The organism is Lentzea sp. NPDC102401, from assembly GCF_044765805.1.
In the GTDB taxonomy this organism is placed as follows: Bacteria; Actinomycetota; Actinomycetes; order Mycobacteriales; family Pseudonocardiaceae; genus Lentzea; species Lentzea sokolovensis.
In genome coordinates this window covers 51,475-78,401 of the sequence record NZ_JBIWKS010000011.1, presented here as the reverse complement: position 1 = coordinate 78,401, position 26,927 = coordinate 51,475, and the positions used below count along the sequence as shown (strand labels likewise).

At 68.6% G+C, this 26,927-nt stretch carries 33 protein-coding genes; 23 read left to right on the top strand and 10 right to left on the bottom strand.

The genetic code is table 11. The annotated features are described in order from the left end of the window. Positions 1 to 168, bottom strand: a complete 168-nt coding sequence (rpmG, locus tag ACIRG5_RS32730; RefSeq protein WP_355562243.1) for a 50S ribosomal protein L33 — start codon at positions 166 to 168, stop codon at positions 1 to 3. Continuing rightward, on the bottom strand, positions 168 to 398 hold the full coding sequence (gene rpmB / locus ACIRG5_RS32725) for a 50S ribosomal protein L28 (RefSeq protein WP_402911894.1): 231 nt from the start codon (positions 396 to 398) through the stop codon (positions 168 to 170). The genes rpmG and rpmB overlap by 1 nt, the downstream gene beginning before the upstream one ends. A gap of 63 nt (positions 399 to 461) precedes the next feature. On the opposite strand from rpmB, the gene ACIRG5_RS32720 reads away from it, so the two are divergent. The 3 genes from ACIRG5_RS32720 to rpmF are packed head-to-tail and all read left to right on the top strand — an operon-like array spanning position 462 to position 1,755. Beyond that, positions 462 to 1,346 (top strand): GTP-binding protein, encoded by an 885-nt coding sequence (locus tag ACIRG5_RS32720; RefSeq protein ID WP_402911892.1) that lies wholly within the window; start codon positions 462 to 464, stop codon positions 1,344 to 1,346. Further along, entirely contained in the window at positions 1,343 to 1,594 is a 252-nt protein-coding gene (locus ACIRG5_RS32715; protein WP_402911890.1) for a type B 50S ribosomal protein L31, read from the top strand. The genes ACIRG5_RS32720 and ACIRG5_RS32715 overlap by 4 nt, the downstream gene beginning before the upstream one ends. Further along, a complete protein-coding gene (gene rpmF, locus ACIRG5_RS32710; protein ID WP_030481357.1) occupies positions 1,594 to 1,755 on the top strand; it encodes a 50S ribosomal protein L32 in 162 nt (53 codons plus the stop codon). Before ACIRG5_RS32715 ends, rpmF begins: the two co-directional genes overlap by 1 nt. Here rpmF and ACIRG5_RS32705 read toward each other — a convergent pair. Next, positions 1,752 to 2,399, bottom strand: coding sequence for a histidine phosphatase family protein (locus tag ACIRG5_RS32705; protein ID WP_402911887.1), 648 nt, complete (start codon positions 2,397 to 2,399; stop codon positions 1,752 to 1,754). The genes rpmF and ACIRG5_RS32705 overlap by 4 nt on opposite strands. A 74-nt stretch (positions 2,400 to 2,473) precedes the next feature. Here ACIRG5_RS32705 and ACIRG5_RS32700 point away from each other — a divergent pair, with 74 nt between their 5' ends. The 9 genes from ACIRG5_RS32700 to lepB all read left to right on the top strand — a co-directional run bounded on the left by ACIRG5_RS32700 (position 2,474) and on the right by lepB (position 10,241). Beyond that, entirely contained in the window at positions 2,474 to 2,794 is a 321-nt protein-coding gene (locus tag ACIRG5_RS32700; RefSeq protein WP_402911885.1) for an EthD family reductase, read from the top strand. Next, positions 2,791 to 3,606 carry a 3-hydroxyacyl-CoA dehydrogenase family protein gene (locus ACIRG5_RS32695; RefSeq protein ID WP_402911882.1) on the top strand — a complete coding sequence of 272 codons (816 nt, stop codon included), beginning with the start codon at positions 2,791 to 2,793 and terminating at the stop codon, positions 3,604 to 3,606. The genes ACIRG5_RS32700 and ACIRG5_RS32695 overlap by 4 nt, the downstream gene beginning before the upstream one ends. A gap of 10 nt (positions 3,607 to 3,616) precedes the next feature. Beyond that, complete coding sequence (gene eis, locus ACIRG5_RS32690) at positions 3,617 to 4,774, top strand: enhanced intracellular survival protein Eis (RefSeq protein WP_402911880.1); 1,158 nt, start codon at positions 3,617 to 3,619, stop codon at positions 4,772 to 4,774. Further along, positions 4,774 to 5,559, top strand: a complete 786-nt coding sequence (locus ACIRG5_RS32685; RefSeq protein WP_402911878.1) for an SAM-dependent methyltransferase — start codon at positions 4,774 to 4,776, stop codon at positions 5,557 to 5,559. Before eis ends, ACIRG5_RS32685 begins: the two co-directional genes overlap by 1 nt. Positions 5,560 to 5,596: 37 nt before the next feature. After that, positions 5,597 to 6,580: a nucleotidyltransferase domain-containing protein gene (locus ACIRG5_RS32680; RefSeq protein WP_402911876.1), complete on the top strand. Its 984-nt coding sequence runs from the start codon at positions 5,597 to 5,599 to the stop codon at positions 6,578 to 6,580. A 19-nt stretch (positions 6,581 to 6,599) separates the two neighbouring features. After that, positions 6,600 to 7,211, top strand: coding sequence for a trimeric intracellular cation channel family protein (locus tag ACIRG5_RS32675; RefSeq protein WP_402911873.1), 612 nt, complete (start codon positions 6,600 to 6,602; stop codon positions 7,209 to 7,211). Between the two features lie 79 nt (positions 7,212 to 7,290). Then, positions 7,291 to 7,986: a response regulator transcription factor gene (locus ACIRG5_RS32670; protein WP_090007381.1), complete on the top strand. Its 696-nt coding sequence runs from the start codon at positions 7,291 to 7,293 to the stop codon at positions 7,984 to 7,986. After that, positions 7,983 to 9,368: a sensor histidine kinase gene (locus ACIRG5_RS32665; protein ID WP_402911871.1), complete on the top strand. Its 1,386-nt coding sequence runs from the start codon at positions 7,983 to 7,985 to the stop codon at positions 9,366 to 9,368. The genes ACIRG5_RS32670 and ACIRG5_RS32665 overlap by 4 nt, the downstream gene beginning before the upstream one ends. 9 nt (positions 9,369 to 9,377) lie before the next feature. After that, positions 9,378 to 10,241 (top strand): signal peptidase I, encoded by an 864-nt coding sequence (gene lepB, locus ACIRG5_RS32660; protein ID WP_402911868.1) that lies wholly within the window; start codon positions 9,378 to 9,380, stop codon positions 10,239 to 10,241. A gap of 58 nt (positions 10,242 to 10,299) precedes the next feature. Here lepB and ACIRG5_RS32655 read toward each other — a convergent pair whose 3' ends face one another. The 3 genes from ACIRG5_RS32655 to ACIRG5_RS32645 are packed head-to-tail and all read right to left on the bottom strand — an operon-like array spanning position 10,300 to position 13,393. After that, positions 10,300 to 11,199 (bottom strand): carbohydrate ABC transporter permease, encoded by a 900-nt coding sequence (locus ACIRG5_RS32655; RefSeq protein ID WP_402911866.1) that lies wholly within the window; start codon positions 11,197 to 11,199, stop codon positions 10,300 to 10,302. Beyond that, the gene (locus ACIRG5_RS32650) at positions 11,196 to 12,152 is read right to left on the bottom strand and encodes a carbohydrate ABC transporter permease (protein WP_402911863.1); all 957 of its coding nucleotides are present in this window, start codon (positions 12,150 to 12,152) and stop codon (positions 11,196 to 11,198) included. Before ACIRG5_RS32650 ends, ACIRG5_RS32655 begins: the two co-directional genes overlap by 4 nt. After that, positions 12,149 to 13,393, bottom strand: coding sequence for an ABC transporter substrate-binding protein (locus tag ACIRG5_RS32645; RefSeq protein ID WP_402911860.1), 1,245 nt, complete (start codon positions 13,391 to 13,393; stop codon positions 12,149 to 12,151). The genes ACIRG5_RS32650 and ACIRG5_RS32645 overlap by 4 nt, the downstream gene beginning before the upstream one ends. A 316-nt stretch (positions 13,394 to 13,709) precedes the next feature. On the opposite strand from ACIRG5_RS32645, the gene ACIRG5_RS32640 reads away from it, so the two are divergent. From ACIRG5_RS32640 to ACIRG5_RS32605, 8 genes are all read left to right on the top strand, one after another. Further along, entirely contained in the window at positions 13,710 to 15,692 is a 1,983-nt protein-coding gene (locus ACIRG5_RS32640; protein ID WP_402911857.1) for a beta-galactosidase, read from the top strand. Between the two features lies 1 nt (position 15,693). Further along, the gene (locus ACIRG5_RS32635) at positions 15,694 to 16,491 is read left to right on the top strand and encodes a DeoR/GlpR family DNA-binding transcription regulator (RefSeq protein WP_093605353.1); all 798 of its coding nucleotides are present in this window, start codon (positions 15,694 to 15,696) and stop codon (positions 16,489 to 16,491) included. Then, positions 16,488 to 17,576, top strand: a complete 1,089-nt coding sequence (gene galT, locus ACIRG5_RS32630; RefSeq protein WP_402911855.1) for a galactose-1-phosphate uridylyltransferase — start codon at positions 16,488 to 16,490, stop codon at positions 17,574 to 17,576. The genes ACIRG5_RS32635 and galT overlap by 4 nt, the downstream gene beginning before the upstream one ends. A 270-nt stretch (positions 17,577 to 17,846) precedes the next feature. Further along, positions 17,847 to 19,160, top strand: a complete 1,314-nt coding sequence (locus ACIRG5_RS32625) for a S1C family serine protease (RefSeq protein WP_402911853.1) — start codon at positions 17,847 to 17,849, stop codon at positions 19,158 to 19,160. 180 nt (positions 19,161 to 19,340) lie between these two features. Next, positions 19,341 to 20,027: a response regulator transcription factor gene (locus ACIRG5_RS32620; protein ID WP_402911850.1), complete on the top strand. Its 687-nt coding sequence runs from the start codon at positions 19,341 to 19,343 to the stop codon at positions 20,025 to 20,027. 23 nt (positions 20,028 to 20,050) lie between these two features. Next, on the top strand, positions 20,051 to 20,911 hold the full coding sequence (locus ACIRG5_RS32615) for a sensor histidine kinase (protein WP_402912627.1): 861 nt from the start codon (positions 20,051 to 20,053) through the stop codon (positions 20,909 to 20,911). A 5-nt stretch (positions 20,912 to 20,916) separates the two neighbouring features. Continuing rightward, positions 20,917 to 21,417 (top strand): molybdenum cofactor biosynthesis protein B, encoded by a 501-nt coding sequence (locus ACIRG5_RS32610; RefSeq protein WP_045311897.1) that lies wholly within the window; start codon positions 20,917 to 20,919, stop codon positions 21,415 to 21,417. Further along, positions 21,404 to 21,586 carry a hypothetical protein gene (locus ACIRG5_RS32605; RefSeq protein WP_402911848.1) on the top strand — a complete coding sequence of 61 codons (183 nt, stop codon included), beginning with the start codon at positions 21,404 to 21,406 and terminating at the stop codon, positions 21,584 to 21,586. The genes ACIRG5_RS32610 and ACIRG5_RS32605 overlap by 14 nt, the downstream gene beginning before the upstream one ends. A gap of 336 nt (positions 21,587 to 21,922) precedes the next feature. Here the strand turns inward: ACIRG5_RS32605 and mscL are convergent, their stop codons facing one another. The 4 genes from mscL to ACIRG5_RS32585 form a co-directional block, all read right to left on the bottom strand. Further along, positions 21,923 to 22,366, bottom strand: a complete 444-nt coding sequence (mscL, locus tag ACIRG5_RS32600; protein WP_402911846.1) for a large-conductance mechanosensitive channel protein MscL — start codon at positions 22,364 to 22,366, stop codon at positions 21,923 to 21,925. After that, positions 22,366 to 22,920, bottom strand: a complete 555-nt coding sequence (locus ACIRG5_RS32595) for an SAF domain-containing protein (protein ID WP_319975668.1) — start codon at positions 22,918 to 22,920, stop codon at positions 22,366 to 22,368. Before ACIRG5_RS32595 ends, mscL begins: the two co-directional genes overlap by 1 nt. 71 nt (positions 22,921 to 22,991) lie before the next feature. Further along, positions 22,992 to 23,300 carry an FmdB family zinc ribbon protein gene (locus ACIRG5_RS32590; RefSeq protein WP_402911844.1) on the bottom strand — a complete coding sequence of 103 codons (309 nt, stop codon included), beginning with the start codon at positions 23,298 to 23,300 and terminating at the stop codon, positions 22,992 to 22,994. A gap of 94 nt (positions 23,301 to 23,394) precedes the next feature. Continuing rightward, entirely contained in the window at positions 23,395 to 23,961 is a 567-nt protein-coding gene (locus ACIRG5_RS32585) for a 5-formyltetrahydrofolate cyclo-ligase (protein ID WP_402911842.1), read from the bottom strand. A 38-nt stretch (positions 23,962 to 23,999) separates the two neighbouring features. Here ACIRG5_RS32585 and ACIRG5_RS32580 point away from each other — a divergent pair, with 38 nt between their 5' ends. Genes ACIRG5_RS32580 through ACIRG5_RS32570 form a run of 3 tightly spaced genes read left to right on the top strand, consistent with a single transcriptional unit; the run spans position 24,000 to position 26,775 of the window. Continuing rightward, positions 24,000 to 24,884 (top strand): UTP--glucose-1-phosphate uridylyltransferase, encoded by an 885-nt coding sequence (locus ACIRG5_RS32580; protein WP_402911839.1) that lies wholly within the window; start codon positions 24,000 to 24,002, stop codon positions 24,882 to 24,884. A gap of 17 nt (positions 24,885 to 24,901) precedes the next feature. After that, entirely contained in the window at positions 24,902 to 26,125 is a 1,224-nt protein-coding gene (gene glp, locus ACIRG5_RS32575; RefSeq protein WP_402911837.1) for a gephyrin-like molybdotransferase Glp, read from the top strand. Further along, the gene (locus tag ACIRG5_RS32570) at positions 26,122 to 26,775 is read left to right on the top strand and encodes a GNAT family N-acetyltransferase (RefSeq protein WP_402911835.1); all 654 of its coding nucleotides are present in this window, start codon (positions 26,122 to 26,124) and stop codon (positions 26,773 to 26,775) included. Before glp ends, ACIRG5_RS32570 begins: the two co-directional genes overlap by 4 nt. The last annotated feature ends 152 nt before the right edge of the window (positions 26,776 to 26,927 follow it).

Genomic DNA, 26,927 nt, shown 5'->3' with positions numbered 1-26,927 from the left:
TCAGCGCTCCTCTTTGAAGTCGACGTGCCTGCGCGCCACCGGGTCGTACTTGCGCAGCACCAGCCGGTCCGGGTCGTTGCGGCGGTTCTTGCGGGTCACGTAGGTGTAGCCGGTGCCGGCGGTCGACCTCATCTTGATGATCGGGCGGACGTCCGTGCTCTTGGCCATCAGAGATTCACCCCCTGCGCGCGGAGCCGGGCGACGGTGGCCTCGATGCCCAGCTTGTCGACGGTCTTGATGCCCTTCGCGGACAGCGTCAGCGTCACGTTCCTGTTCAGCGACGGCACGAAGTACCGCTTCTGCTGGATGTTCGGGTTCCACCGGCGCCGCGTCTTGCGTTGCGAGTGCGAGACGCGGTTGCCGAAGCCCGGCTCACGGCCGGTCAGCTGGCAGCGCACGAGTACCTCCTGAGAGATGGACGTAGATTGAAACGACTTTCGTTTTCATCTACGGTACCTCACATGGAAACCGTTGTCGTTATGGTGGCGGGGCTGGTCGACCACGACGTCGCCGTGCGGGTGTGGCGCGACCGGCCCGGTTCGGTGCTCGTGCGGCACGTAGCTGCGGAAACGTGCGTGCGGCGGTGGGTCGACGGCATCGCGACCGACGTCGAGCTGCTGCACGGCTGCGTGTCCTGCACCGTGCGGGAGGACCTGCGGGAACTGCTCTCCGCCCTGGAAGGCCACACGGTCGTGCTGCACCTGGACCCGCTGCTCGAACCGGACGCGGTGCGCCGCAAGCTCGGCGTCGAAGTCGAGTGCGTGATCACCGTCCTCGACGCGGCGACCTGGCTGGACGACGCCCTGGGCGACGCCTCGATGGTCAGCGACCAGCGCACGGTGGCGCAGGTCGTCGTCGCGCAGGCCGAGGCCGCGGATGTGCTGGTGCTGCAAGGAGATGCGGACGAACGCACGCTTGCCGTGCTCGACCGGCTGACTCCCGGCGCGCATCGCTGCACGCCCGAGACGGTCGTCGTGCGCAAGAGCACGCGGCCGCGGCTGATGCCTTTGACGCCCGAATGCGGTGTCTCGACAGCGGTTTTCACGGCCGACCGGCCGTTTCATCCGGTCCGGCTGAACGAGGCGCTCGACTCGTTGCTCGACGGAACGGTCGTGCGTTCGCGCGGACGGCTGTGGGTCGCGGACGAGCCGGACGTCGCGCTGCACCTGGAATCCGCGGGCTGCGGGATGCACGTCGGCGAGGGCGGGCCGCGCGGGGACAGGACCACTCAGATCGTGGCGATCACCCTGGGCGAGCCGGACTCCATCACCGCGGCGTTCGAAAGCGCACTGCTCACCGACGACGAACTGTCCTTCGTGGACTCGATCCGAAAGCTGGCGATATGAAGCAAGGCATTCACCCCGACTACCACCCGGTGGTCTTTCAGGACGCGTCCACCGGCAGTACGTTCCTGACCCGGTCGACCGCGACGTCCAGCCGCACGATCGAGTGGGAGGACGGCAACAGCTATCCGCTGCTCGTCGTTGACATCACCGCCGACTCGCACCCGTTCTGGACGGGCACGCAACGACTCGTCGACACCGCCGGCCGGGTCGAGAAGTTCAACCGCCGCTACGGAAAGCGAGAGCGCTGATGGCCGTTCCCAAGCGCAAGACGTCCCGCTCCAACACGCGCCACCGCCGGTCGCAGTGGAAGGCCACTGCGCCGGACCTGGTGCGCGTGCGGACGTTGGACGGCAAGGAACTCCTCGTTCCCCGCCGTCTGGTCGCGGCCTACAAGCGCGGGTTGATCTAAACGGGCTGCTGGACCGTTCCGTCCGGTGAGTCGCGCCACTGGTCGAAGGGACGGTCCAGCCTCCAGCCGTTGCCGTCGTGGTCGAGCACGCGGTTCTCGCAGGTGTCCGGATTGGACAGTGACTCGAACAGCTCGATGCTCCAGTCGAAGAACCTGCGGCACAGCAACCTGATCGTCAGTCCGTGCGACACGACCAGCACGGTCTTCGGGTGGTTCTCGTCCTTGTGCATCCGCACGGTCAGGCCGTCGAGGAACGCCGCCACCCGGTCGTCCACGTCCGCGCCGGACTCCCCGTTGGGCAGCCGGAAGAAGAAGTGCCCGAACGCGTGCCGCTGGTGCTTGAGCATCTCCTGCTGGACCGGGTCCTGGAGGTTGCCCCAGTCCTGCTCGCGCACCCGTGGTTCGGTGACGATCCGTTCCGCGTCGATGCCGAGCAGTTCGAACGTCCGGCGCGTCCGCTTGTAGGGCGAGACGTAGGCCGCGACCTGGCCGTCACCGATCAGGTTCTTGATCGCCGGGCCGGCGGCGCGTGCCTGGTCCTCGCCGGTCTCGGTGAGCGGGAGGGCGTGGTCGGGGATGCGGCAGTAGGCGAGCTCGTCGACGTTGCCGAGGCTCTGTCCGTGGCGCAGCAGGATGATCCGCACCTCACCATCGTGCCTCAGCCCCGCGGGTGCTCCGGGCGTTACAGTGCTCGGCGAGTCGAGGAGGATGGTGTCACATGATCAAGTACATCGCTCTGTACAAGAAGCCCGCCGACCCCGAGGGCTTCGACGAGAAGTACTTCGAGTCGCACCTGCCGATCGTGAACTCGGTTCCGGGCATCGTGCGCGCGGAGGTCGCCAAGGTGCAGCGGGTGGTCTTCGCGGGCTTCCTCGGTGAGACCGAGCTGCACCTGATCGCGGAGATGTACTTCGAGTCGGAGGAGTCGTTCAAGGCCGCCCTCCAGACGCCGGAGTGGGCCACGTCCGGCGCCAACCTCGCCGAGATCGGCGGGATGGAGCTCGTCGCGATGTTCAGCGCCGAGGTGGTCGAGAAGTGAAGGCCGTCGTCATCGGCGGCGGCACGATGGGCGCCGGCATCGTGCACCTCCTGCTCGCGGGCGGGCACGAGGTCACGCTGTCGGAGGCCGACGCCGAACGTGCCGAGCAGGGCAGGCTCGCCGTCCGGCGCTCGCTGGACAGGGCGCAGGAGAAGGGCAAGCTCGCCGACGCGGAGGCCGTGTTCGCGAACCTGAGCACGGGTGAACTGCCCGCGGACGCCGAGCTGGTCGTCGAGGCCGTGCCGGAGAACGTGCCGCTGAAGCAGAAGGTCCTGGGGTTCGCGGCCGAGAAGTGCCCGGACGCGGTCCTGGCCTCCAACACGTCCTCCCTGTCGATCTCCGAGATCGCCGCCGGACTGCCCGGCGAACGAGTGTTGGGTATGCACTTCTTCAACCCCGTCCCGGTGCAGCAGCTCGTCGAACTCGTGCACCACGAGGGCGTCGACCCGGCGAACGTGGCCAAGGCGCGAACCTGGGCCGAACAAATGGGAAAAACCGTCATCGAAGTGCGTGATTCTCCCGGCTTCGCGACGTCTCGGCTGGGTGTCGCCGTGGGCATGGAAGCGATTCGCATGCTGGAGGAAGGTGTCGCTTCCGCGGCGGACATCGACACCGGCATGAAGCTCGGTTACCGCTGGCCGATGGGCCCGCTGGAGCTCACCGACCTGGTCGGACTCGACGTGCGGCTGGCGATCGCCGAGCACCTCGCGGCCCAGTTGGGGCCGCGGTTCGAGCCGCCGCAGTTGTTACGAGACAAAGTCGCTCGGGGCGAGCTGGGAAAGAAGACGGGTGAGGGCTTCTTTTCCTGGTAGATAGTTGTCCGTGCACATCCGTGAGTACACCGAAGACGACCGCGACGCCGTGTTCCGGCTCCGCCGGATCGCGTTCAACGGGACCGACCCGTCCGGACCGTTGCTGAAACCGGGCACGCACGGACTGGTCGCCGAGATCGACGGCCGGGTCGCGGGTGTGCTCGGCATCGGCTCCTACGCGCAGTTCTACGGCGGCGCCGCGGTTGCCATGGGCGGGATCGGCGGCGTCGCCGTCGACGGGGCGTATCGCGGCCGTGGCGTCGCGAACGCGTTGCTCGACGCCGCGCTGGTCGTCATGCGCGAGCACGGCCAGCCGATCTCGGCGCTCTACCCGACCGTGCCGACCCTGTACCGGGGGCGTGGCTGGGAGAAGGCCGGGGTCTTCGAGTGGGTCGAGCTGCCGATGGACAGGTTGCTCTCGGTTCCCCGGCCTGCCGAGCGGATACCTGCGCGCCCGGCCGATGGGAGCGATCTCACGGCGCTGCACGAGTGCTACCTGGAGGTGGCGCGGACGATCGACGGCATGGCCGACCGCCGCCCGCCGAGCATCGACCTCGGCAAGGTGCTGGAGCTGGACCTGGTGAGCGTGCTGCCCGGCCCGAGCGGCCTGCGGGGGTACCTGACCGCCGAGCGCAAGCCCGGCGGTGACATGGGCCGGCTCAGGGTCCTCGACCTCATCGGCGTCGACGTCGAGGCACAACTGAACCTCCTCGCCTCGCTGGCGTCCTGGGCGGGCACGCTCGACGCGGTCGACCTGCGGATCACCGACCCGGCGACGGTCAACCTCCTGGGCGGTACCCCGTTGCGCCACCCGGTGCTGACCGCGACCTGGATGCAACGCGTCGTCGACCTGCCCGCCGCGGTGGCCGCCCGAGGCTGGCCGCGCCTCGCCGATGCCGCGGTGGACGTGGAGATCATCGACGAACACGCGCCGTGGCACGCCGGCCTGCATCGCATCGTCGTGGAGGACGGCGTGGTGCGCGTCGAACCCGGTGGTATCGGCGCGGTGCGGCTGCACGCGCGGGCACTCGGTCCGTGGTTCTCCGGCGCGCAGAACACGCATGCGTTGCGGCGCGCGGGTTTGCTGGAGGGCGACCCGGCCGACGCGGTGGTGCTGGACCAGCTCACCGCTTCGTCCGGCACACCCCGGCTCGCGGACTTCTTCTGATGACCGACGTCTACCACGAGGTCATGCGCGCGATCTGGGACCACAACCTGCACTTCGGTCTCTGGACGTCCGAAGAGGACGAGTCCTCCAACCGCATCGCCGCCGAGCGGATGACGGCGCTGCACATCGACCGGCTCGGTGCCCGGCACGGCTGGCGCGTGCTGGACCTGGGCCGCCGGGTCGGCACGTCCGCGTTCCGGCTGGCCGAGGCGTCGCACGCCGACATCGTCTCGGTCTCGCCGAGCGCCGACCACGTGGCGCGCGCCAACACGCGGGCAGAGGCCCTGTTCGTGGACGAGCAGGTCCGGTTCGTGCACGCGGACCCGCACGCGATGCCGTTCCCCGACGACACGTTCGACGCGGCGTGGGCCGTGGAGACGTTGCCACATTTGGGGGACAGGGTCAGCGTGCTGCGGGAGTTCGCGCGCGTGGTCAAGCGTTCGGGCGTCGTGGTGGTGTCCGACTTCGTGCAGCGCAGGCCGGTCGCACCGGGCGTGATGGACGATCTCCAGCCGATCCTGAGCACGTACGCCATCGACGAGGTGCCGACGTTCGCCGGCTACCCGAAGTTGTTGGCGGCAGCCGGTTTGCAGGTCGTGGAGCTGCTGGACCTGAGCAACGAGACGCGCAAGACCGTGCCGCGGATGCAGATCGGTGCGCGCACGCACTACGACGCCCTCATCGCGGCGCACGGGGAAGAGGCTCGGCAGTACCTCGACCAGATCCTGTCGCCGCTGGCCATCCAGCCGTCACTGGGCTATTTGCTGGCGGTCGCGCGCGTCTGACTTCGTCCACGCCGTCCCGTCGCGTAAGAATGAAGGCGTGGCGGGGGACCAGGACGAGGTCAGGCATGCCTACGGCGACAACATGGGTTGGCGCCTGAAGGGCTATGCGAAGCGGCGCAGTGGCTCACCGGTCAGCGTGCGCGAGCTCTCCCGTGCGCAGTTCCTGGCGATCAGACCGTTCTTCGACGCCGAGGACAACCCGTGGCTCGTGGACATGCACGAGGTGGTTCCGGAGATCCGGTCGCGCGTCGAGCAGGTTCTCGGCCCGCTGAGCCCCGACGAGGACTACTACGTCACCGGGCACCCGCTGGACTGGGACAAGGACCCGGTGCAGGTCGCGCGGGACTTCCTCGACGTCCGGTTTCCGCTGGCCACGGCCGCGTTCCTCGGCGGCAGCGTGGCGGCGGGGAACTACACCGCCAACTCCGACCTGGACATGGTCGTGATCGTCGACGACCTGCCCTGCGCGTTCCGGGAGACGTTGCGGCACCGAGGCTGGCCGGTCGAACTGTTCTGTCACACGATCGAGTCGTTCCAGGACTTCGTGGCCCGCGACACCGAGGGCAGGCGGCCTCCGTTGCTGCACATGTGCGCCGAGGGCTTCCTGATGATCGACGCCGACGGCACCGGTCAGCGCATGCGGGCCGAGGCGCGCGTGCTGCTGGACGCGGGTCCTCCACTCGCGACCGTCACGGAGCTGGAAGATCGCCGCTACGGCACCACTGACCTGCTCGAAGACCTCATCGGCGCACGGGACGAGGACGAACGGCTGTTCGTCGCGGCCCGGTTGCTGACCTGCGCGGGCGAGCTGGCGCTGGTCGTGCAGAACCGGTGGCTCGGGCACGGGAAGTGGCTGATGCGGCGGCTGCGTGACGCCAAGGAGGACGAGCTCGTGGACTCCTACCGGGCGCTGGTGCGGGGCCAGGGCGCCGAGCGGTTCATCGCCGTCGTGGAAGCCGTGCTGGTGTCCGCGGGGGGCCGGCTGGACGCTGGTTACCGCCGGGCAGCGCCACCGCGCTGAAGCACTACTCTCTCCGTTCGTGCTGCTCATCGTCCTGGAGCTGATCGGTATCGCGGTCTTCGCCGCCTCCGGGGCGGTGGCCGCGGTCCGTGCGCGCCTCGACGTGTTCGGCGTGACCATCCTGGCGCTCACCACGGCGCTGGGCGGCGGCATCATCCGCGACGTGCTGCTCGGCGTGCACCCGCCGACGAGCCTGCGGAACTGGCCGTACCTGCTGGTCGCGGGCGGCACGGGCCTGATCGTCTTCTGGTTCCACCCGCAGGTCGCGAAGCTCCGCCGCAGCGTGTTGCTGCTGGACGCCGTGGGTCTCGGGCTGTTCGTCACGTCCGGCACGTCGACCGCGTTGTCACTCGGTGCGACGCCCTACGCGGCCTGCCTCATCGGCATGACGACGGGCATCGGCGGTGGAGCGCTCCGTGACTTGCTCCTCCGTGAGATTCCTTTGGTCCTGAGGAGAGAGATCTACGCCGTGGCGGCGCTCTGCGGTGCGGTCGTCGTGGCGGTGGGTGAATGGGCCGGTCTGCCGAAAGGCCTGGTCTCGCTGACCGGTGCGTCACTAATCATCACCATCAGGCTCATCGCGCTCTGGCGGAAGTGGAACGCACCTGTCGCCAGGGGCTTGGAGGGCTAGCAGAAGCTAACGCTGTACTCACACCTGCAGTTAGGGCCCTTCTCAGGCGGCTCTCAGATCCCTCGGCAAGACTGCTCCCATGCGCATCCTCGTTGTCGATGACGACCGGGCGGTCAGGGAGTCACTCCGCCGCTCGCTCCAGTTCAACGGCTACCAGGTCGAGACTGCCGGAGACGGCATGCAGGCCCTGGAGTCGGTGACCGCCGCCAGGCCGGACGCGATGGTGCTCGACGTGATGATGCCGCGCCTCGACGGCCTCGAGGTGTGCCGCAGGCTGCGCAGCACCGGCGACGACCTGCCGATCCTCGTGCTGACCGCGCGTGACGCCGTGAGCGACCGGGTGTCCGGTCTGGACGCCGGAGCTGACGACTACCTGCCCAAGCCGTTCGCGCTGGAGGAGTTGCTGGCCCGGTTGCGCGCGCTGCTGCGCCGCGCCGCCCACGACGACGACGCGGCCCAGAAGTCCGCCGCCGCCCTGAAGTTCTCCGACCTGGAGCTGGACCCGTCGACGCGCGACGTCCGCCGCGGCGAGCGTCCGATCAGCCTCACCCGCACCGAGTTCGCGCTGCTCGAGCTCCTGCTGGCGCATCCGCGCCAGGTGCTCACCCGCAGCCGCATCCTGGAGGACGTGTGGGGATACGACTTCCCGACCTCGGGCAACGCTCTCGAGGTCTACGTGGGGTATCTGCGTCGCAAGACGGAACTGGAGGGCGAGCCGCGGCTGATCCACACGGTGCGTGGGGTGGGCTACGTCCTGCGGGAGACCCCTCCGTGATCGTGGAACCACAGGGACGCCTGCAGAAGGCGTCGCTGCGGGCCCGGGTCACCTGGCTCGCGGCGTTCTGCGTCGCCGGAGCCGTCGCGCTGGTGTCGTTCGGCGCGTACATGATCGTCCGCAAGAGCACCTACGACGCTCTGGACGAGAGTCTGCGCACGCGAGCGGTGGCCGTGGCGGCCGGCGAGAAGATCAACGGTTCGGACTTCGTCGGCAAGTACCCGGCGGCGTTCCTGGCGGCCGGCGACGTGAAGATGGCCGTGCTGCTGGCCGACAGCGGGCAGCTGCTCTTCCCGCAGGACTCCGACCGGCCGCCGACGGTCGCGGAGGCCTGGGACGTGGCTCAGGGCGAGCGGAACGAGTTCATCTGGACCGACCACAAGACCGAGTCACGGGTCATCGCCGTCAAGTACCAGCCGGGCCAGGCGATCATCATCGCCCAGTCGATGTCGCCTCAGCGCACCACGCTGGCCAAGCTCAGCGTCGTGCTGCTGCTGATCGGCGGTGCCGGTGTGCTGCTCGCGGCCATCGCGGGCACGGCCGTCGCACGCACGGGTCTGCGGCCGGTGCAACGGCTGACGGAGGCCACCGAACGCGTCGCGAACACGGGCGACCTGACGCCGATACCGGTGGCGGGCGACGACGAGCTGGCGCGGCTGACGCACAGCTTCAACGCGATGCTCGGCGCCGTCGCCGAGTCGCAGGAACGACAACGCCGCCTGGTCGCCGACGCGGGCCACGAACTGCGCACGCCGCTGACGTCCATGCGCACCAACCTGGAGCTGCTGCTCGCATCGGAACGCCCGAATTCACCCGACTTGTCCGAAGTGGACAAGCAGGAGATCCACTCGGACGTGCGCGCCCAGCTCGACGAACTGACCACGCTGATCGGTGACCTGGTCGAACTGGCCCGCGAGGACGCCCCGCAGGTCATCCACGAGCCCGTCGACCTGGTCGAGGTGGTGGAACGGTCGATGGACCGCGCCCGCCGCCGCGCCTCGAACGTCACGTTCGACGTGCAGCTGCAGCCGTGGACACTTCTGGGTGATTCCAGTGCTCTGGAGCGCGCGGTGCTGAACCTCCTCGACAACGCGGTGAAGTTCAGCCCCTCGGGTTCGGCGGTGCGGCTGAACCTCCGTCAGGTGGGCGACGGCAGCGCCGTGGTGGAGGTGGCGGACGCGGGCCCCGGTATCGCGGACGCCGATCTACCTCACGTTTTCGAGCGGTTCTACCGTTCGTCCGAGGCGCGGACCCTGCCGGGTTCAGGTCTGGGACTCGCCATCGTCAAACAGGTGGCGCAACGGCACGGCGGCACGGCCACGGCGGGCAGAGCCCCCGAGGGTGGAGCCCTGTTCACGTTGCGCCTACCCGGACGTCCGTAAGGTGGGCCTGTGAGTCATCGCGTGAACGACGATTCTTCGTCGACCTGGGAGACGACCCCTCCCACCGGAGACGGCCCCGCTGAACCCACGTCGCGCTTCTCGACGTCCGGTTCGACCGCTTCGTCGTACGAGGACCGTTCGCCGCGTTCCTCCGCGTACGAGGACGACCCGGCGCCCAGGTTCCGCAAGAAGAAGGCGAAGAAGAAGCAGCCGTTCTGGAAAGAGCTGCTGGTCATCTTCAGCGTGGCGTTGCTGCTGACCGTCGTCATCCAGACGTTCGTCGCGCGCGTGTTCGTCATCCCGTCGGCCTCGATGGAGACGACGCTGCACGGCTGCACGGGCTGCGTGAACGACAAGGTGCTGGTCGAGAAGATCACGTACCTGTTCGGCGACCCGAGGCCCGGCGACGTCATCGTCTTCCGCGGCCCGCCGAACTGGACCGGCGGCAAGGAGCCCCCGAACTTCGTGGTGGGCACGCTGCAGGACCTCGGCTCGATGGTGAACCTGTCCGAGCCCAGCGGCACGGACTTCATCAAGCGCGTCATCGCCGTCGGCGGCCAGACCGTCGAGTGCTGCGACGACCAGGGCCGCGTGATGGTCGACGGCAAGCCGCTCGACGAGCCGTACCTCAACTTCGGCGGCGGCCCGCGCCAGCAGGACTCGTTCGAGAAGGTCACCGTCCCCGCGGGCAAGCTGTGGGTGATGGGCGACAACCGCAACAACTCGTCGGACTCGCGCAAGCACGGCGACCCGACTCCGGCCGACGGCGCGATCCCGATCGACAACGTGGTGGGCAAGGCCCGCGTGATCGTGATTCCCGTCGGGCGATGGGGTTCGATCTCGGACTTCAACCCGCAGACCGGCGGGAAGTAGTACTTCCAGGCAACGCGAAAGGGGCGGCGACCACGTGGTCGCCGCCCCTTTCGCGTTCTCAGCCCTTCGTGGAGCCCAGCGTCAGTCCGCCCACGAACTGCCGCTGCAGCACGAAGAACACCACCAACGTGGGCAGCGCGACCAGGAGAGAGCCCGCTGCGATCAGGTTGTTGTCGGTGAAGAACGTGCCCTTGAGGTTCTGCAACGCCGACGTGACCGGCATCTTGTCGCCGTCCTGGATCAGCACCAACGCCCACAGGAAGTCGTTGTAGATCCAGGTGAACTCCAGCGTCGCCAGCGCCGCGAGCACCGGCCGGCACAGCGGCAGGGTCAGCTGCCAGTACTGCCGGAACACCGAGGCGCCGTCCACGCGAGCGGCTTCGGTCAGCTCGTACGGGATGGTCTTCATGTAGTTCGACAGCACGAACGTGCAGAAGCCCATCTGGAACGCGATGTGGATGAGGATGACGCCGAGCGGTGAGTCGATCAGCGACTCGCTCTCCGACATCCACGCCGGCAGCTCGATCAGCCGGTACAGGCGCCACAGCGGCGTCACGATCACCTGCTGCGGCAACAGGTTGCCCGCGGTGAACAGCATCAGCAGCGCGATGTTGAACTTGAAGCTGAACCGCGACACGCCGAACGCCACCATCGAGCTCAGCACCAGCGTGATGATCAGGGCCGGCACGGTGATGAGGAACGTGTTCCAGTAGAAGTGCGGCAGGTCGCCGATCTCCCACGCCTTCGCGAAGTTCTCGAACGTCAGCGACTTCGCGATGGAGAAGTAGCCGTTGACCGAGGTGTCGTCGTACGTCCGCAGCGACGCGTAGACCGCCCACAGCAGAGGCGCCAGCGTCATCAGGCACGTCAGGATCAGGAAGGTGTGCAACGCGATGCGTGCCGGCGTGACCCGGCGCTTCTGCTTCACGACCGGGGCGCGTTCCAAGGTGGCCGTCACGTCCGGTTCTCCTTGCTGAACACCTGGTACAGGTACGTGATGATGAAGCCGAGCGAGATCGTCAGCAGGACCACGGCGACCGCGGAGCCGCGGCCGATGCGCGAGGCCTCGCCGATGATGTTGTCGGTCACGAGCACCGACAGCAGCTCCAGACCGTTGCGCCCCTTGTTGATGACGTACACGATGTCGAACGCGCGGAGCGCCTCGATCACCGTCACGACGAGCACGACGATGTTGACCGGCTTCATCACCGGGAACGTGACCCGGAAGAACGTCTGGGAGGCCGAGGCGCCGTCGAGCGACGCCGCTTCCTTCAGCGCCGGGTCGACGGACTTCAGGCCCGCCAAGTACAGCAGCATGATGTAGCCGGTGTGCCGCCACGCCGCGGCCACCAGCACCGCGTAGAGGTTGATGTCCGAGTCACCGATCCAGTCGACCGGGTTGTCGCTCAACCCCAGCAACGAGTTCAGCAGACCGCCGTCCGGCGTGTAGATCAGCTGCCAGATGAAGCCCACCAGGGCCAGCGACAGCACCATCGGCATGTACAGCGCGGACTGGTAGACCCGGCTGAACTTCAGTTCGCGGTCGAGCAGCACGGCCAGCAGCAGACCCGCCGACGTCGGCACGATCAGCAGGAACAGCAACCAGATCAGGTTGTGCTGCACCGCAGGCCAGAACCGCGGGTACTCCGTGAAGATCTCGACGTAGTTCCCGACACCGATCCACTCGATGTCCTCCAAGCCGCCGATGCCGTTCCACCTGCTGAACGACAACGCGACCGAGCCCAGCGTCGGGATCCACACGAACAGCAGGTGCACGACCGTGGGGATGCCGAGCATGAGCGCCAGCACGAGTTTGTCCGTGCCGGCGAGGGCCGTGGCACGCTTTCCACGCCGACGAGGCGGCGGTCCCGGGGGGACCACCGCCTTCGGCTTCTCCTGCAACGCGGTCACTTGAAGATGTTCTTCGCCTGATCAGCCATGCCCTTGAGCACGGAGTCGATGTTGTTCGGGTCCTTGATGAACTCGATGAGGCCGTTGGTGGCCGCCTCGCTCGCGAAGCCGGGATCGGTGTCGCGGTCGAGGAACTGCGTGATGTGCTTGGCGTTCTTGATGGTGTCCGCCACCTTCTTCTGCAGCGGGCTGTACCCGGCCTGGTCCGCCTTCTGGTTGGTCGCGACCGCGGTCGGGTCGGCCTTCAGGTAGGCGAGCTGCGGCTCGGCGGAGGACAGGTACTCCATCAGCTTCAGCGCACCGTCCGGATTGGACGGCTTCTTCGCCATCATGTAGCCGTCGATCGGCGCCTCGACCGTGTCGGTGCCGTGCGTCGGGTTGATCTCCGGGAACGGGAAGAAGTCGAGGTCTTCCTTGTCCGCGTCCGGGAACTGCTGGCCCACGAACGCGCCGAGCAGGTACATGCCGGACTTCTTCTGCTGCAACGTCTGCGCGGCTTCCTGCCACTCGCGGCCGAGCGCGTTCTCCTGGTGGAACGGCAGCAGCCGCTTCCAGGTGTCGAACACGTCCTTGACGCGCTTGTCCTGCCAGTCTTCCTTGCCCGCCAGCAGGTCCACGTGGAACTGGTAGCCGTTGGTGCGGAAGTTCAGCTGGTCGAACGTGCCCATGCCCGGCCAGCCCTGCTTCTGGGCGAAGGCGATCGGGATCAGGCCGTCGGCCTTCATCTTCGTGGCGAGCGCGACCAGTTCGTCGAGCGTCTTCGGGACGGCGTAGCCCTTCTCCTGCCAGACGCTCTTGCGGTAGAACATGCCCCACGCGTACTGGGTGAACGGCACGAAGTACTGCTTGCCGTCCGTGCCCGTCGACGCCTGCTTGAGCGCGTCGGAGTAGTTGCCGCCGATCTTGCCCCACAGGTCGCTGAGGTCGCCGGTGAGACCCTGGTCGGCGAAGAACCGCATGCGGTAGCCGGCGAACCACGCGAGCACGTCGTCCGGCTTGCCCTGCAGGTAGTTGTTGATCTGTTCCTGGTACTGCTCGTGCTGCTTGGTGTTGATCGTGACGGACAGGCCGCCCGACTGGGCCTCGAACGCCTTCACCGCGGCGGTGATCGCGTCCTTCGGCACCTGGTCGGACAGGTTGTTGCCGAAGGTGACGACCTTCGACTCGCTACCCGTGCCCGAACCACCGCCGCACGCCGAAAGAAGACCACCGGTCGCGGCAACGCCCGCACCGGCCAGCATGACTCGCAGCATCGTTCGCCGACCGAAGTGCGGTAACGGAGTGGAACCAGGCGTGTGCAGAACCATCATCGCTCCTACAGGTGACACTCGCACGTGCGAACCGAACAGGACTCCAACAAAGTTGCGCATAATGTGGTCCCAGTCATACAGCATGTCAAGTCCCGTTACGGAGCTGTTAAACCCCTGGACAGCCGCGTTCCGGGCGGTTGGTCGGCGTTTCCCGGTACTTGTCCCGGTCAACCGCCGAACAGACCCCAACGGGCAGTTGTGTTTGCTTGTGTTGACGTTGGGGGTCGTTGTCGGCCACGCTTGCGCCGTGACGACGTGGCCAACTGACCTGCAAGGCCTCGGCTGGGGGGCTGACTACAACCCCGAGCAGTGGCCGGAACACGTCTGGACCGAGGATGTCGAGCTCATGCGGCGCGCCGGCGTCACCATGGTCAGCCTGGGCATCTTCAGCTGGGCGAAGATCGAGGTCAGCAAGGGCGAGTACCGGTTCGACTGGCTCGACCGCGTGATGGACCTGCTGCACGCAGGCGGCATCCGGGTCGACCTCGCGACCGCGACCGCCGCACCGCCGCCGTGGCTCACCACCGAGTACCCCGAGATGCTGCCCGTCCGCGCGGACGGCGTGAGGCTCTCGCACGGCTCGCGGCAGGCCTACTGCCCGTCGTCGCCGATCTACCGCGACCGGGCGACCGCGCTGGCCGCCGAGATGGCCTCGCACTACCGCGACCACCCCGCCCTCGCCGCGTGGCACGTCGGCAACGAGTACGCGTGCCACGTGAAGCGCTGCTACTGCGACACGTGCGCCGCCTCGTTCCGCGAGTGGCTGTCGAGCCGCTACACGCTCGACCAGCTCAACGACGCGTGGTCCACGGCGTTCTGGAGCCAGGGCTACACCGACTTCGCGCAGGTCCTGCCGCCGCGCGTGACGCCGACGTTCCAGAACCCGGCGCACGTGCTGGACTACGACAGGTTCTCCGACGACGCGATCCTGGAGCTCTACAAGGCCGAGCGGGACGTGCTGCGCATGATCACGCCGGACGTGCCGATCACCACGAACTTCATGGTCAACTGGACGTTCGGCGACCTCGACTACTGGAAGTGGGCCCGCGAGGTCGACTTCGTCTCGAACGACCACTACACCGAGGCCCAGTCGCCTGATCGGCACATCGAGCTCGCGATGTCCGCGGACCTCGTGCGCGGCCTGGCGGGTGGCAAGCCGTGGTTGCTGATGGAGGCCTCGACCTCGGCGGTGAACTGGCAGCGGCGCAACATCGCCAAGACGGCGGGGGAGATGCGGCGGCACTCGTTCCAGAACATCGCCCGCGGCGCCGACGGCACGTTGTTCTTCCAGTGGCGGCAGTCGCGCGGCGGCAGCGAGCGCTACCACTCGGCGATGGTCCCGCACGCCGGCACGGACACGAAGGTGTACCGGGAGGTCTGCGAGGTCGGTGCCGAGTACGGCCGGTTGAGCGAGGTCGTCGGTTCCACTGTGGACGCTTCCGTCGCGGTCCTGTTCGACTTCCAGTCCGGCTGGGCGCTGCGCCAGGACGCCCACCCGACGCAGGACTTCGACTACTACAGGCACGTTCTCGGGTACTACAAGGCGCTCTGGCAGGCCGGTGTCACGGTCGACTTCGTGGCGCCGGGCACGAACCTCTCCGCGTACTCGCTGGTGGTCGTGCCCGCCTTCTACGCGGTGTCCGACGCGCACGCCGCCGTCATCGCGGACTACGTGGCGGGCGGCGGTCATGTCGTGGTCACGTACCTGTCCGGTGTCGCCGACCAGCACACGCGCGTGCGGCTCGGCGGATACCCTGGAGCGTTCCGGGACGTGCTCGGCGTGTGGTCCGAGGAGTTCTACCCGCTGCGGGAGAACGAAACAGTCTCGTTGACCGACGGGTCGACTGCCTCGTTGTGGACGGAGCACCTGCACACGCGCACGGCTGACACCGTTGTCTCCTACGCCGACGGCCCGTTGCCCGGCGTGGCGGCGGTGACGCGCAACGCGTTCGGCAACGGTGTCGCCTGGTACGTGGCCTGCGATCTCGACGAGGACGGTCTCGGCCGAACGGTGGAAAACGCGCTTTCCGGTGCGGGTGTGGCGGTGTCGCCCTCGCCGATTGAGCTTGTACGGCGCAAGGGCGACGTATCGTTCCTCTTCGCCGTCAACCACACAGACACCGACGCGCAGATCGAGGCGTCCGGTGTCGACGTGTTGTCCGGCGAGCAGGTCTCCGGGCACCTCACCGTGCGAGCCGGGGACGTAGTCGTCCTCAGGGAAGAGGTGTGAGGTGCTGGCACGTCAGCGGCAAGCGGTAATCATCGAAGAGGTCCGTCGTACGGGTGCGGTGCGCGTCAGCGACCTCGTCGTCCGGCTCGGCGTCTCGGACATGACCGTGCGCCGCGATCTCGACGTGCTCGCAGCCCGCGGACTGGTGGAGAAGGTCTACGGCGGCGCCACGTCCGTCGTCGGGCGCTCGACCGACGAGCCCGGTTTCGAGGCCAAGTCGGTGCGGCAGCTGCCCGAGAAGGAGGCGATCGCGGCACTGGCCGCGGGCCTCGTGCGTCCCGGCACGGCCATCGGCCTGTCCGCCGGCACGACGACGTGGACGTTAGCCCGCTTCCTCGACGACATCCCCGACCTGACCGTCGTCACGAACTCCATCCGCGTCGCGGACGTGCTGCAGCAGAGCGGGCGTACTGACCGCACGGTCGTGCTGACCGGTGGTGTGCGCACGCCATCCGACGCGCTCGTGGGCCCGGTGGCCGTGCAGGCGTTGCGATCGCTGCATCTCGACGTGGTCTTCCTGGGCGTGCACGGCATGGCCGAGCGCTCCGGATTCACGACCCCGAACCTCAACGAGAGTGAAACGGACCGCGCGCTCGTCGACGCTGCCGGCCGCGTGGTCGTGGTCGCGGACCACACGAAGTGGGGCACCGTCGGCATTTCCACGATCGCCGACCTCGACGAGGCGCACGTCCTGGTGACGGACGAGGGTTTGCCGGACGACGCGCGGGCGATCCTCTCCGAGCAGGTCGGCGAGTTGGTCTTGGCTCATGTACCAGGAAGTGGCGAGGAGTTGGCGTGAGGCGTACCGCGGGCAAACTGGCGGACGGCCGGGAGATCATCTACTTCGACGACAGCGCTGAGGCACCACCGCGAGTCGCGGTGGACACCCGGGATCTCCCGGAGACCCAGCCGATGTCCGAAGTCCGGCTGGACCCGTTGACCCGCGAGTGGGTCGCGATGGCGGCGCACCGCCAGACACGCACGTACAAGCCGCCGGCGGACCTCTGTCCGCTGTGCCCGTCGACGCCGGGCAGGCCCACGGAGATCCCCGAGGCCGACTACGACGTCGTGGTGTTCGAGAACAGGTTCCCCTCGCTGGCGCAGAACGTGCCGGACGTGCCGTCCACTGTGGATGGTGAAGCGCTGTTCGTGCGCGCGCCGGGGCGTGGGCGGTGCGAGGTCGTGTGCTTCACCTCGGACCACAACAAGTCGTTCGGCGAGCTCTCCGAGTCGCGCGTGCGCACCGTCGTGGACGCGTGGGCGGACCGTGTCGCCTTCTTGTCAACGTTGCCAGGGGTCGAACAGGTCTTCCCGTTCGAGAACCGCGGCGAAGAGATCGGCGTGACGCTCTCGCACCCGCACGGCCAGATCTACGCGTACCCGTTCATCACGCCTCGCACCGAACGGATGCTCGAGGCAGCGCTGGAGCACTACGCGGCGTACGGGCGTCCGTTGTTCGGCGACGTGCTGGAAGCCGAGCTTCGCGCGGGCGCGCGTGTGGTGGAAGAGTCCGCGCACTGGGCCGCCTTCGTGCCCGCCGCCGCCCGCTGGCCCGTCGAGGTCGTGCTGGCGCCACGCCGACAGGTGCCCGACATCGCCGCACTGTCCTCTGTGGAGCGTGATGACTTCGCGTCGCTCTACCTGTTGGTGCTGCACCGCCTGGACGCGCTGTACGACCGCCCGCTGCCCTACATCGCGGCCTGGCACCAGGCGCCGGTCAACGTCGGCCGTGACGAGATGTGGCTGCACCTGCAGGTCTTCTCGGTGCTCAGGACGAAGGACAAGCTCAAGTACCTCGCGGGCTCCGAGTCGGGAGAAGCCGTGTGGATCAACGACGTGACGCCGGAACAGATCGCGGAACGGCTCCGGGGAACACACAACTAGCTCCCAGGCTGGTCTAAGGGTTCTCTCAGGACGGCCCGAGAGACTATGCCCATGACCGAGAGCAACCAGCCAGCGCCGAAGCCGGAAGAGCCCACCTCCGTGCCTCCGAGCGCCGGTCAGACAGACTCCGGCGCGCGGGAGCAGGGCCCGTCGCTGCCGGAACCCGGCCAGCCGGATCCTTTGCAGGGGGGATCCGGCCAGGCTGGGGCTAACCACGCTCCTGCCGGCTTGGGCGATGTGCCCGCCTCCTTCACTTCGGCCCAGCCGCAGGTGCCCTCACCTGACGCGGGCCAGACGCAGCTCGGCGGGCCCGGACCCGGCCAGCAGCTTCCTCCATCAGGGTCCGGCCAACCTCACCCGCTCGGCCTCGGCGCCACGACCGCGCAGTTCGGCGCGGAACAGCCCGCGGGACCGCCCTCCGGCCCGTTCGCGGGGCCTCAGGGACCGCACACCGGGCCGCAGACGGGTCAGTACTACCTCCCGCCCGGCTACCAGCCCCCGCCCGTCCCCCAGCGCCCCAAGGGCCGTGGAAAGGTCGTGGCGGGCGTCGCCGCCCTCGTGCTGATCGTCGGAGGCCTCTCCGGCGGCCTCGGCGGCTACCTGGGCTACACCTTCGCGAACGACTCGTCGTCCGTGAGCTCCCTCGACTCACCCCGCCCGGCCTCGCAGACCTCGAACGCGCCCGCCGGCTCGGTCGAGGACGTGGCGAACAAGCTGCTGCCGTCCGTCGTGCAGATCCAGGTCACGACGCGCTCCGGCGCCGGCGAGGGCTCGGGCTTCATCATCTCCGGCAACGGCCAGATCGTGACGAACAACCACGTCATCGAGGGCGCTGCCTCCGGCGGCGACATCAAGGTCGTCTTCCACGACGGCAAGACCGCCACCGCCAAGATCCTCGGCCGCGACCCGAGCTCCGACATCGCCGTCATCCAGGCAGACGGCGTCTCGAACCTCCCGGTCGTGCAGCTCGGCAACTCCGGTGACATGAAGACCGGCCAGGCCGTCGTCGCGATCGGCTCGCCGTTCGAGCTGTCCGGCACCGTCACCTCCGGCATCGTCAGCTCGGTGAACCGCCCGGTCTCGGCCGGCGGCGACCGCAACTCGCAGGCGACCGTGCTGAACGCCATCCAGACCGACGCCGCGATCAACCCCGGCAACTCCGGCGGCCCGCTGGTGAACATGCAGGGCCAGGTCGTCGGCATCAACTCGGCGATCTACAGCCCCAGCCAGGGCCAGGGACAGGCCGGCTCCGTGGGCATCGGCTTCGCGATCCCGATGGACCAGGCGCGCCGCACGATCGACGAGATCGTGAAGAGCGGCAAGCCCAAGCAGACCGTGCTCGGCGTGAAGGTCGAGTCGACCGAGCAGGGCGCCAAGATCACCGAGATCACCGGTGGCGGCGCCGCCGAGAAGGCCGGGCTCAAGGCCGGTGACGTGATCACCAAGTTCGGTGACCGCCGCATCGACGAGTCGGACACGCTGGTGGCCGCCGTGCGGTCCAAGGCGCCCGGCGACAAGGTCACGATCACGCTGTCCGACAACAGGACGGTGGAAGCCACCCTCGACGGTGTCGAGGTGGGATAGGTCGGGGGACGTCCGGGTTTCTGGCATCCGCCGCCCGCCAGAAACCCGGACGTGACGACCCCGGAGAGGCCGTAGCCGTGCGCACCTGCCCCGTGCGCGGCTGCGGCCTCTTTGTTTCGTCTTCTTACGGCGTTGTGACGCTTGCGGGCCTGGCAGGCGTTCGTGGCTTAGCGTGGTGACGTGGTGGAACGGGTGCTGGTCGTCGACGACGACACGACGGTGCGCGATGTCGTGCGCCGCTACCTCGAACACGCCGGGTACGAGGTCGAACTCGCCGGTGACGGGGAACAGGCGCTGCGGCTGATGGCCACGCACGAGCCGGACATCGTGGTCCTGGACCTGATGTTGCCGGGCATCGACGGGCTTGAGGTGTGCCGGCGGATCCGGGATCGCGGCAGCACGCCGGTGGTCATGCTGACGGCGCTGGGCGAGGAAGAAGATCGCATCGCCGGGTTGCAGATCGGCGCGGACGACTACGTCACGAAGCCGTTCAGCCCTCGTGAGCTGGCGTTGCGGGTCTCGTCGGTGTTGCGGCGGGCCAGCAAGGCCTACGAGCCGCGGGTGGTGCGGGACGGGAACCTCGTGCTGGACGTGGCCGCGCACACCGCGACGGTGGACGGGCGGCCGTTGCAGCTGACGACCCGCGAGTTCGACCTGCTGGCGTTCTTCATCGGCAACGCCGGCAAGGCGTTCGGCCGGGCCGAGTTGCTGGAACGGGTGTGGGGCTGGCAGTTCGGCGACCAGTCGACCGTGACCGTCCACGTGCGACGGTTGCGGGAGAAGATCGAGGAGGACCCGGCGAAACCGAAGCGGCTGAGCACGGTGTGGGGCGTCGGCTACAGGTATGACCCGTGTTCGACCGACTGAGCCGCGTGTCGCTGACCACCGCGATGACCGTCATGGTCATAGTGCCGGTGGTGGCGACCATCGGCGGCGTGCTCGTGGTCGGTGGGTTCATGTTCACGCCCATGCTCAACGCCGCGCTCATGGCGTGCGCGCTGGTCGGCCTGGTCACGGTGCCGTTCTCGATCATGCTGGGCCGGGCGATCGCGCGGCGCACCATGTGGGAGCGCGAGGCCGAGGCGGCGCGGCGGCAACTGGTGGCGTGGATCAGTCACGACCTGCGGACGCCGCTGGCCGGGATCCGGGCGATGACGGAGGCGCTGGAGGACGGCGTCGTCTCCGAGCCCGGTGAGGTCGCCGTCTACGCCAAGCAGATCGCGCTGGAGGCCGACCACCTGACGAAGCTGGTGGACGACCTGTTCCAGCTCTCGCGGATCACCGCCGGCGCGTTGAACCTGACGATGCACGACGTCCGGCTGGCCGATGTGGTCAGCGACGTGGTGGCCGCGTCCCGGCCCGTGGCGGCGCGCAAGGGCGTGGTGTTGCGTGCGGACGCTCGCGAGTGGCCGGTCGTGCGGGGCTCAGATCCGGAACTGATGCGTGTCGTGCGCAACCTTGTGTCCAACGCCATTCGGCACACGCCGGAGGGTGGCGCGGTGTCCGTTCAGGTCGATGTGGACGGACCCGACGCGGTGGTGCGGGTGGACGACGCGTGCGGTGGCATCCCCGATGACGTGCTGCCATTGGTGTTCGACGTGGGATTCCGGGGAAGCGTCGCGCGCAATCCGACCGGCGCCGGACTGGGGCTTTCCATCGCGCGTGGGCTCGTCGACGCGCACCACGGGAGAATTGACGCCCAGAACCACGGTCCTGGCTGCCGCTTCGAAGTCAGACTCCCGCTACGGTGATCGGTATGGAACGCAGCGCGCAGCGCCTTGGCCGCGCTTTGGTCGTGATCGTGGACGACCGGGTGGCGCACGGTGAGCAGGACGACAACTCCGGACCTCTTGTCACCGAACTGCTCGAAGAAGCGGGCTTCATCGTCGACGGCACCGTCGCGGTCGAGGGTGAGGTGGTCGACATCCGGGCCGCCCTCAACACGGCCGTCATCGGTGGCGTCGACCTCGTGGTCACCGTGGGCGGCACAGGCGTGTCCCCGCGCGACGTCACCCCCGACGCCACGCAGGGCGTGCTCGACCGCCCGATCCACGGCATCGCCGAGGCGCTCCGCGCCTCCGGCCTCGCCGCGGGCGCGGTCGACGCGGGCATCTCGCGTGGCCTCGTCGGCGTCTCCGGCAGCACGCTCGTCGTGAACCTCGCGGGCTCGCGCTCCGCGGTCCGCGACGGCATGGCGACGCTGTCGGCCCTGGTGCCCTACGTGATCGAGCAGCTGAGCGGTCTTGACGAAGAGTGAGAAGCCGACGCCGGCCGACGACGACGCCGTAGCGCGCCGTCGTCGGTTGGCAGAGGTGTTCGGCGACGTGCTTCCGGAGACGACGTCGGACGAGCGCGGTGGCGGGGCCTCCGGGGACGACCGCGAGGCCTGGTACCGCGAGAACAGGCCGCCGCACCACGGCGGCTGACGCCCAGTCCGCCGAGCGGCTGGGCAGCGCGAGCCGTGGGTGTGGCCGGCCGCGGTGGCACGGTTCCGCGTTCTTGAAGCGGGTGTGCGGCGAAGTCGACGAGCCTGGTGACTTCGCGCTGGAGGCTGCCGGCAGCTCGGCGGATGAACCGGCGAGTGCGGATCCCGCGTTCGCGGGCGGCCGGGGGCCTGAGCGAACGCGCGTGCTGGATGCCACGGCGGGGCCGCAGGCAGATCCGCCACCGCGAGCGGCGAGTTCCGAGTCGAACGCCCAGGACAAAGCGCGAGCCGCGGGGTAGCGGTGCGCGCTTCGTCTCGGCGGGGGACGGGTGGAGGATCAGATCGCGGGACCGCGGCGGTCCGGTGCCGGTGCCACGGCCTGGGGCTGGGTGTTCTGCTGGGCCGCGAGCAGGTCGCGGATCTCGATGAGCAGCTCGACGTTCGTCGGCTCGGACGGGCCTGCCTCCTCGCCCCTCTTGCGGCGCTCCTGGATCTTCTGGATCGGCAGCACCAGGACGAAGTAGACGACAGCGGCCACGATCACGAAGTTGATCGCGGCGTTGATGACGTTGCTGAAGTCCAGGTACGTGTCCTCCTTGCCGGAGCGGATGTAGAAGCCCAGCCCCTTCGTCTCGGTGCTGCCGAGCGAGGCGATGAGAGGCTTGATGAGGCTCGTGGTGAACGCGGTGACGATCGCGGTGAAGGCCGTGCCGATGACCACGGCCACGGCCAGGTCGACGACGTTTCCGCGCATCAAAAAGTCTTTGAAACCCTTCAGCATCAGCGGAGAGTAACGGCTAATGCATGATCCAGTGACATCGCGGCCACGCGAGTTGCATTAAGTCTCGGCAACGTGAGGACGACGACTTCTCCGCGCGTCTCCCGCACCGCCGCGTTCTCCGCGAGCACCTCGCCCGACGCCGACACCACGTCGACCCGGCCACCCGGCCGCACCACGGCGGCGAGGCCCTGGTCAGCCACCCGGACGGCCACCGAGGCCTGATCGGCGGCGGCGTCGGCCAGATCGAAGTCGGTCAGCGGGACGCCTGCCCGCGCCGGTGACGACAACGCGCGGCCCACCACGGCGTCGGAGGCCGGGAACGAGCCCGGCAGCGGCGTGGCGAGCGACATGACCCGGACGTCGGCGGCGGTGAGCGGCTCTCCGGCCGGTAGATCGCGTGAGGCGACCACGGCGGGATGGCCCACGTCCGGCCAGAAGAACGTCGACAGGGCCAGCAGTGCCAGCCCGAGGGCCAGGAAGCGGCGCCACGCGGCGGGAGGGCGGCGGCGTGCCAGCGAGCGGACCCGGTCCGAAACGGTCGTGGAAAGGTTCATGCCTCCGACCGTAGGACGGTCGGAGGCAGTCGAATGGGGCTCAGCCGCAAGTTGTGGACAACTCGCGATCTTCAGGACGCGGCGGCCGCCGGAGCGCTCGCCGAGGACTTCGAGTCCGAAGAGGACTTCGTGTCCGCGGACTTCTTCTCCGTGGACTTCGTCTCCGTCGAGGGCGAGGTCGCCGCCGTGCTCTTCGACGAGCCCGAACGGCTGTCCGTGCGGTAGAAGCCGCTGCCCTTGAAGACGACGCCGACGGCGCCGAAGAGCTTGCGCAGCTTGCCCGAGCACTCGGGGCACTCGGTGAGGGAGGAGTCGCTGAACGACTGCACAGCCTCGAACCGGTGCTCACACGCGGTGCAGGCGTACTGGTACGTAGGCACTGGGTCTGCTCCTAGCTCTGGCACTCGACCTTTGTGAGTGCCAACACGATTTTCGCTCAGGACCTTCCCAGAGCGCAAACACCCCAGGTCAAAGTCACAGCCATCGCAGACCCACCGAGGGGGTCAGCACGCCGTTCATCCGCACGTCGTGAGGCTCGCCAGGCACGAAGGAAAGCACCTCCGAGTCACGCACGACACCGACCAGCGGGGCTTTGACCAGCGGCAACGAGCGATCGTAGTGCCCCTGCCCCTTCCCGATCCGCACCCCGTCCACCGACACGGCCAGCGCCGGCACGAGCACCAGCGAGGCTCCAGCGATCGCCGAGGCGCCGAGCCGGGGACCGGTGGGCTCCAGCAGCCCGAACCCGGCGGGGGCGAGCCCGGACGGCCCGGTGTGCTCGGCCCAGTCGAGCGGCGAGTCGCCCGTCACGATCGGTAGCAGCACCCGGCAGCGCAGCCCGTCCAGCCACGAGGCGTCACCGGGCTCCGATCCGACCGGCAGAAAAGCGCACACCGTCTGATCAGGCGCAACTTCCAGCGCGGCCACGTGCGCGGCCAGCGCGGCGGCTTCAAGAGTGCGAACTTCAGCGGACAGCGAACGCCGTGAAGCCAGCAACCGTGAACGCAGCGTGGCCTTCCGGTCACGAAGATCGGACGTCATGGTGGGTATCCCCCGGTATGTCGTTAGCATCGCTGCCCATGAGCAGCGCCTTCCACACCGCTATCGTGCCCGCGGCCGGTCTGGGCACCCGTTTCCTCCCCACGACCAAAGCCGTGCCGAAGGAACTGCTGCCCCTGGTCGACACCCCCGCCATCGAGTACGTGGCGCGGGAGGCAGCCGAGGCAGGCGCGACGAAGCTGGTCATCGTGACGTCGCCGACCAAGTCGTCGGTCGCGAACTACTTCGACGCGAACCCCGACCTCGAGCAGTCGCTGACCGACAAGGGCAAGACCGACCTCGTCGAGAAGATCCGGCGCGCCCCGCAGCTCATCAAGGCCGAGACCGCGATCCAGGAGCAGGCGCTCGGCCTGGGCCACGCCGTCGGCTGTGCCGAGGGCAACCTGACCGGTGACGACGAGGCCGTCGCGGTACTGCTGCCCGACGACATCATCCTGCCCGCCGACGCCCTCAAGAAGATGGCGAAGGTCCGCGAGGAGAAGGGCGGCAGCGTCCTGCTGGCGTTCGACATCCCGCGCGAGCAGATCTCCGCGTACGGCGTGTTCGACGTCCGCGACACCGGCAACGACGACGTCAAGCAGGTCGTCGGCATGGTCGAGAAGCCGAAGCCGGAGGACGCGCCGTCGACGTTCGCCGCGGCCGGCCGGTACCTCCTCGACCGGGCGATCTTCGACGCGCTCAAGCGCATCACGCCGGGCGCGGGCGGCGAGCTGCAGCTCACCGACGCCATCGCGTTGCTGATCAACGAGGGTCACCCCGTGCACGTCGTGGTCCACCGGGGCGGGCGACACGATCTCGGCAATCCCGCCGGATTCCTGCGGGCTGCGGTTGACTTCGCACTCGAGACCCCTGAGTACGGACCCGATCTGCGTGAGTGGTTGCGGGAACGCCTCGACAACTCCTGAGCGCGAGGACCAATCACATGAGGTCAGTTGACGAGCAGCTCGCTCGGGTGATCGCGGCCGCGGTGCGGCCCGCACCCGTGCGCGTGGCGATCTCGGAGTCGCAGGGCCTGCTCTGCGCGGAAGAGGTCATCGCGGAACGCGCGTTGCCCGGCTTCGACCAGGCCGCCGTGGACGGCTACGCGGTGCGCAGCGTCGACGTGTCCGGTGCGAACGCGGGCCCGGTGCAGCTGCCGGTCGTGGGCGAGATCCCGGCCGGCTCCCGGCAGCCCCGCAGACTGCAGCCCGGCCAGGCGGTGCGGATCGCCACGGGCGCGCCGCTGCCGACGCTGGCCGACGCGGTCGTGCCGCTCGGCTACACCGACGGCCACCAGGCCAAGGTGACGGTCAACCGCAGCGTGCCGTCCGCCGGGTTCGTCCGCCGCACCGGCGAGGACGTGCAGACCGGGGACGTCGCCGTGCGCCGCGGCGCGTCCATCGGTGCTGCTCAGGTGGGTCTGCTGGCCGCTGTCGGACGCAACAAGGTGCTCGTGCACCCACGTCCTCGCGTGTCCGTCATCTCGCTCGGCGAGGAGCTCGTCGACGTCGACCGCACGCCCGGTCAGGGCCAGGTCTACGACGTGAACTCGTACGCGCTGGCCGCCGCCGCACGCGACGCGGGCGCCGAGGTCAGCCGGGTCGGCATCATGTCCGCCGACCCGCGGCGGCTGCGCGAGGTGGTCGAGGGCAGGCTGCTGCTCTCCGAGATCGTCGTCATCGCCGGCGGCGTGGGCGGCACGATCGGCGACGAGGTCAGGGCGGCCATCACCGATCTCGGCGACATGGACGTCACCCGCGTCGGCATGCACCCCGGCTCGGCGCAGGGCTTCGGCCGGCTCGGCCCGGACGCCGTGCCGACGTTCCTGCTGCCCGCGAACCCGATGAGCGCGCTCGTGGTGTTCGAGGTGCTGGTCAGGCCCCTGATCAGGGCCGCGCTGGGCAAGAAGAACCCGTACCGCCGCGCCGTCAGCGCACGCCTGCTGTCGCCACTGCAGTCGACGAAGGGCCGCCGGGGCTTCCTGCGCGGCCAGCTGCTGCGCGACGCCGACAACGGCGAGTACCTGGTGCAGCCGCTCGGCACGTCCGGGTCGCACCTGCTCGCGTCACTGGCGGAGGCCAACTGCCTGATCATGGTCGACGAGGACGTCACCGAGATCTCCGTCGGTGAAGAGGTGCTGGTCAGCTTCCTTGCGCAGCGTGGATGAGCGTTTTCGCCGATCTGGGCAGACACCCCGGCTGGCCGGTCCGGCTGGGGCCCCTTCAGGTGCGCGCCGGAACCGTTGAGCTGCGCGGGCCGAGGTTCTTCGACGGCAGCAGGTGGTCGAGGCTGCGCATCCGCGACCGCGCCTACCTCGAACAGTGGGAACCCACGGCGCAGGAGGGCTGGGACGAGCGCAACGCGACGCTGTCCTGGCCTGCGCAGTGGTCGTCGTTGCGCGGCATGGCCCGGCGCGGCTCCACGCTGCCGTTCATGATCCTCGTGGACGGCGAGGTCGCCGGTCAGATCACCATCGGCAACATCGTGCGGGGCTCGCTGCAGTCGGCGTGGATCGGCTACTGGGTAGCCGCTGATCGGGCGGGCGGCGGCGTCGCAACGGCCGCGGTGGCGTTGCTCACGGACCACGCTTTCCGCGACGCTGGTCTGCACCGGCTCGAAGCCACCGTCCGTCCCGAGAACGGCCCCTCGATCCGAGTGCTCACGAAGTCCGGATATCGCGAGGAAGGCCTCTTCAAGCGTTATCTGGATGTTGCCGGACAGTGGCGTGACCACCTCTGCTTCGCCCTCACGTCCGAAGAGGTCTCTGATGGCCTAGTGCGCCGTTTGGTCGCACGCGGAGAGGCCCGTCTTCCCTGACGTTTGCTTCCGTTTGTCGTAATCACTTCACCCAAAAGTGGGTGATACACCACACTTTGGTACGCACCGGGTTCGGCGTGCCTCCGAGACAGGTGTGACTGTTGTGACTAGCGTGGTTGACAGCACCACGCGTGGGCCGGGGGAGGTGAACG

What these genes read in the sequence shown, in the direction of transcription:
- ACIRG5_RS32720 (WP_402911892.1), top strand. Translation starts at nt 462, where the DNA reads ATGGAAACCGTTGTCGTTATGGTGGCGGGGCTGGTCGACCACGACGTC.
- ACIRG5_RS32610 (WP_045311897.1), top strand. Translation starts at nt 20,917, where the DNA reads ATGGAACGCAGCGCGCAGCGCCTTGGCCGCGCTTTGGTCGTGATCGTG.
- ACIRG5_RS32685 (WP_402911878.1), top strand. Translation starts at nt 4,774, where the DNA reads ATGACCGACGTCTACCACGAGGTCATGCGCGCGATCTGGGACCACAAC.
- ACIRG5_RS32615 (WP_402912627.1), top strand. Translation starts at nt 20,051, where the DNA reads ATGACCGTCATGGTCATAGTGCCGGTGGTGGCGACCATCGGCGGCGTG.
- mscL (WP_402911846.1), bottom strand. Translation starts at nt 22,366, where the DNA reads ATGCTGAAGGGTTTCAAAGACTTTTTGATGCGCGGAAACGTCGTCGAC.
- glp (WP_402911837.1), top strand. Translation starts at nt 24,902, where the DNA reads ATGAGGTCAGTTGACGAGCAGCTCGCTCGGGTGATCGCGGCCGCGGTG.
- ACIRG5_RS32670 (WP_090007381.1), top strand. Translation starts at nt 7,291, where the DNA reads ATGCGCATCCTCGTTGTCGATGACGACCGGGCGGTCAGGGAGTCACTC.
- ACIRG5_RS32715 (WP_402911890.1), top strand. Translation starts at nt 1,343, where the DNA reads ATGAAGCAAGGCATTCACCCCGACTACCACCCGGTGGTCTTTCAGGAC.
- rpmF (WP_030481357.1), top strand. Translation starts at nt 1,594, where the DNA reads ATGGCCGTTCCCAAGCGCAAGACGTCCCGCTCCAACACGCGCCACCGC.
- ACIRG5_RS32595 (WP_319975668.1), bottom strand. Translation starts at nt 22,920, where the DNA reads ATGAACCTTTCCACGACCGTTTCGGACCGGGTCCGCTCGCTGGCACGC.
- ACIRG5_RS32700 (WP_402911885.1), top strand. Translation starts at nt 2,474, where the DNA reads ATGATCAAGTACATCGCTCTGTACAAGAAGCCCGCCGACCCCGAGGGC.
- ACIRG5_RS32645 (WP_402911860.1), bottom strand. Translation starts at nt 13,393, where the DNA reads ATGCTGGCCGGTGCGGGCGTTGCCGCGACCGGTGGTCTTCTTTCGGCG.
- ACIRG5_RS32580 (WP_402911839.1), top strand. Translation starts at nt 24,000, where the DNA reads ATGAGCAGCGCCTTCCACACCGCTATCGTGCCCGCGGCCGGTCTGGGC.
- rpmG (WP_355562243.1), bottom strand. Translation starts at nt 168, where the DNA reads ATGGCCAAGAGCACGGACGTCCGCCCGATCATCAAGATGAGGTCGACC.
- ACIRG5_RS32570 (WP_402911835.1), top strand. Translation starts at nt 26,122, where the DNA reads ATGAGCGTTTTCGCCGATCTGGGCAGACACCCCGGCTGGCCGGTCCGG.
- ACIRG5_RS32585 (WP_402911842.1), bottom strand. Translation starts at nt 23,961, where the DNA reads ATGACGTCCGATCTTCGTGACCGGAAGGCCACGCTGCGTTCACGGTTG.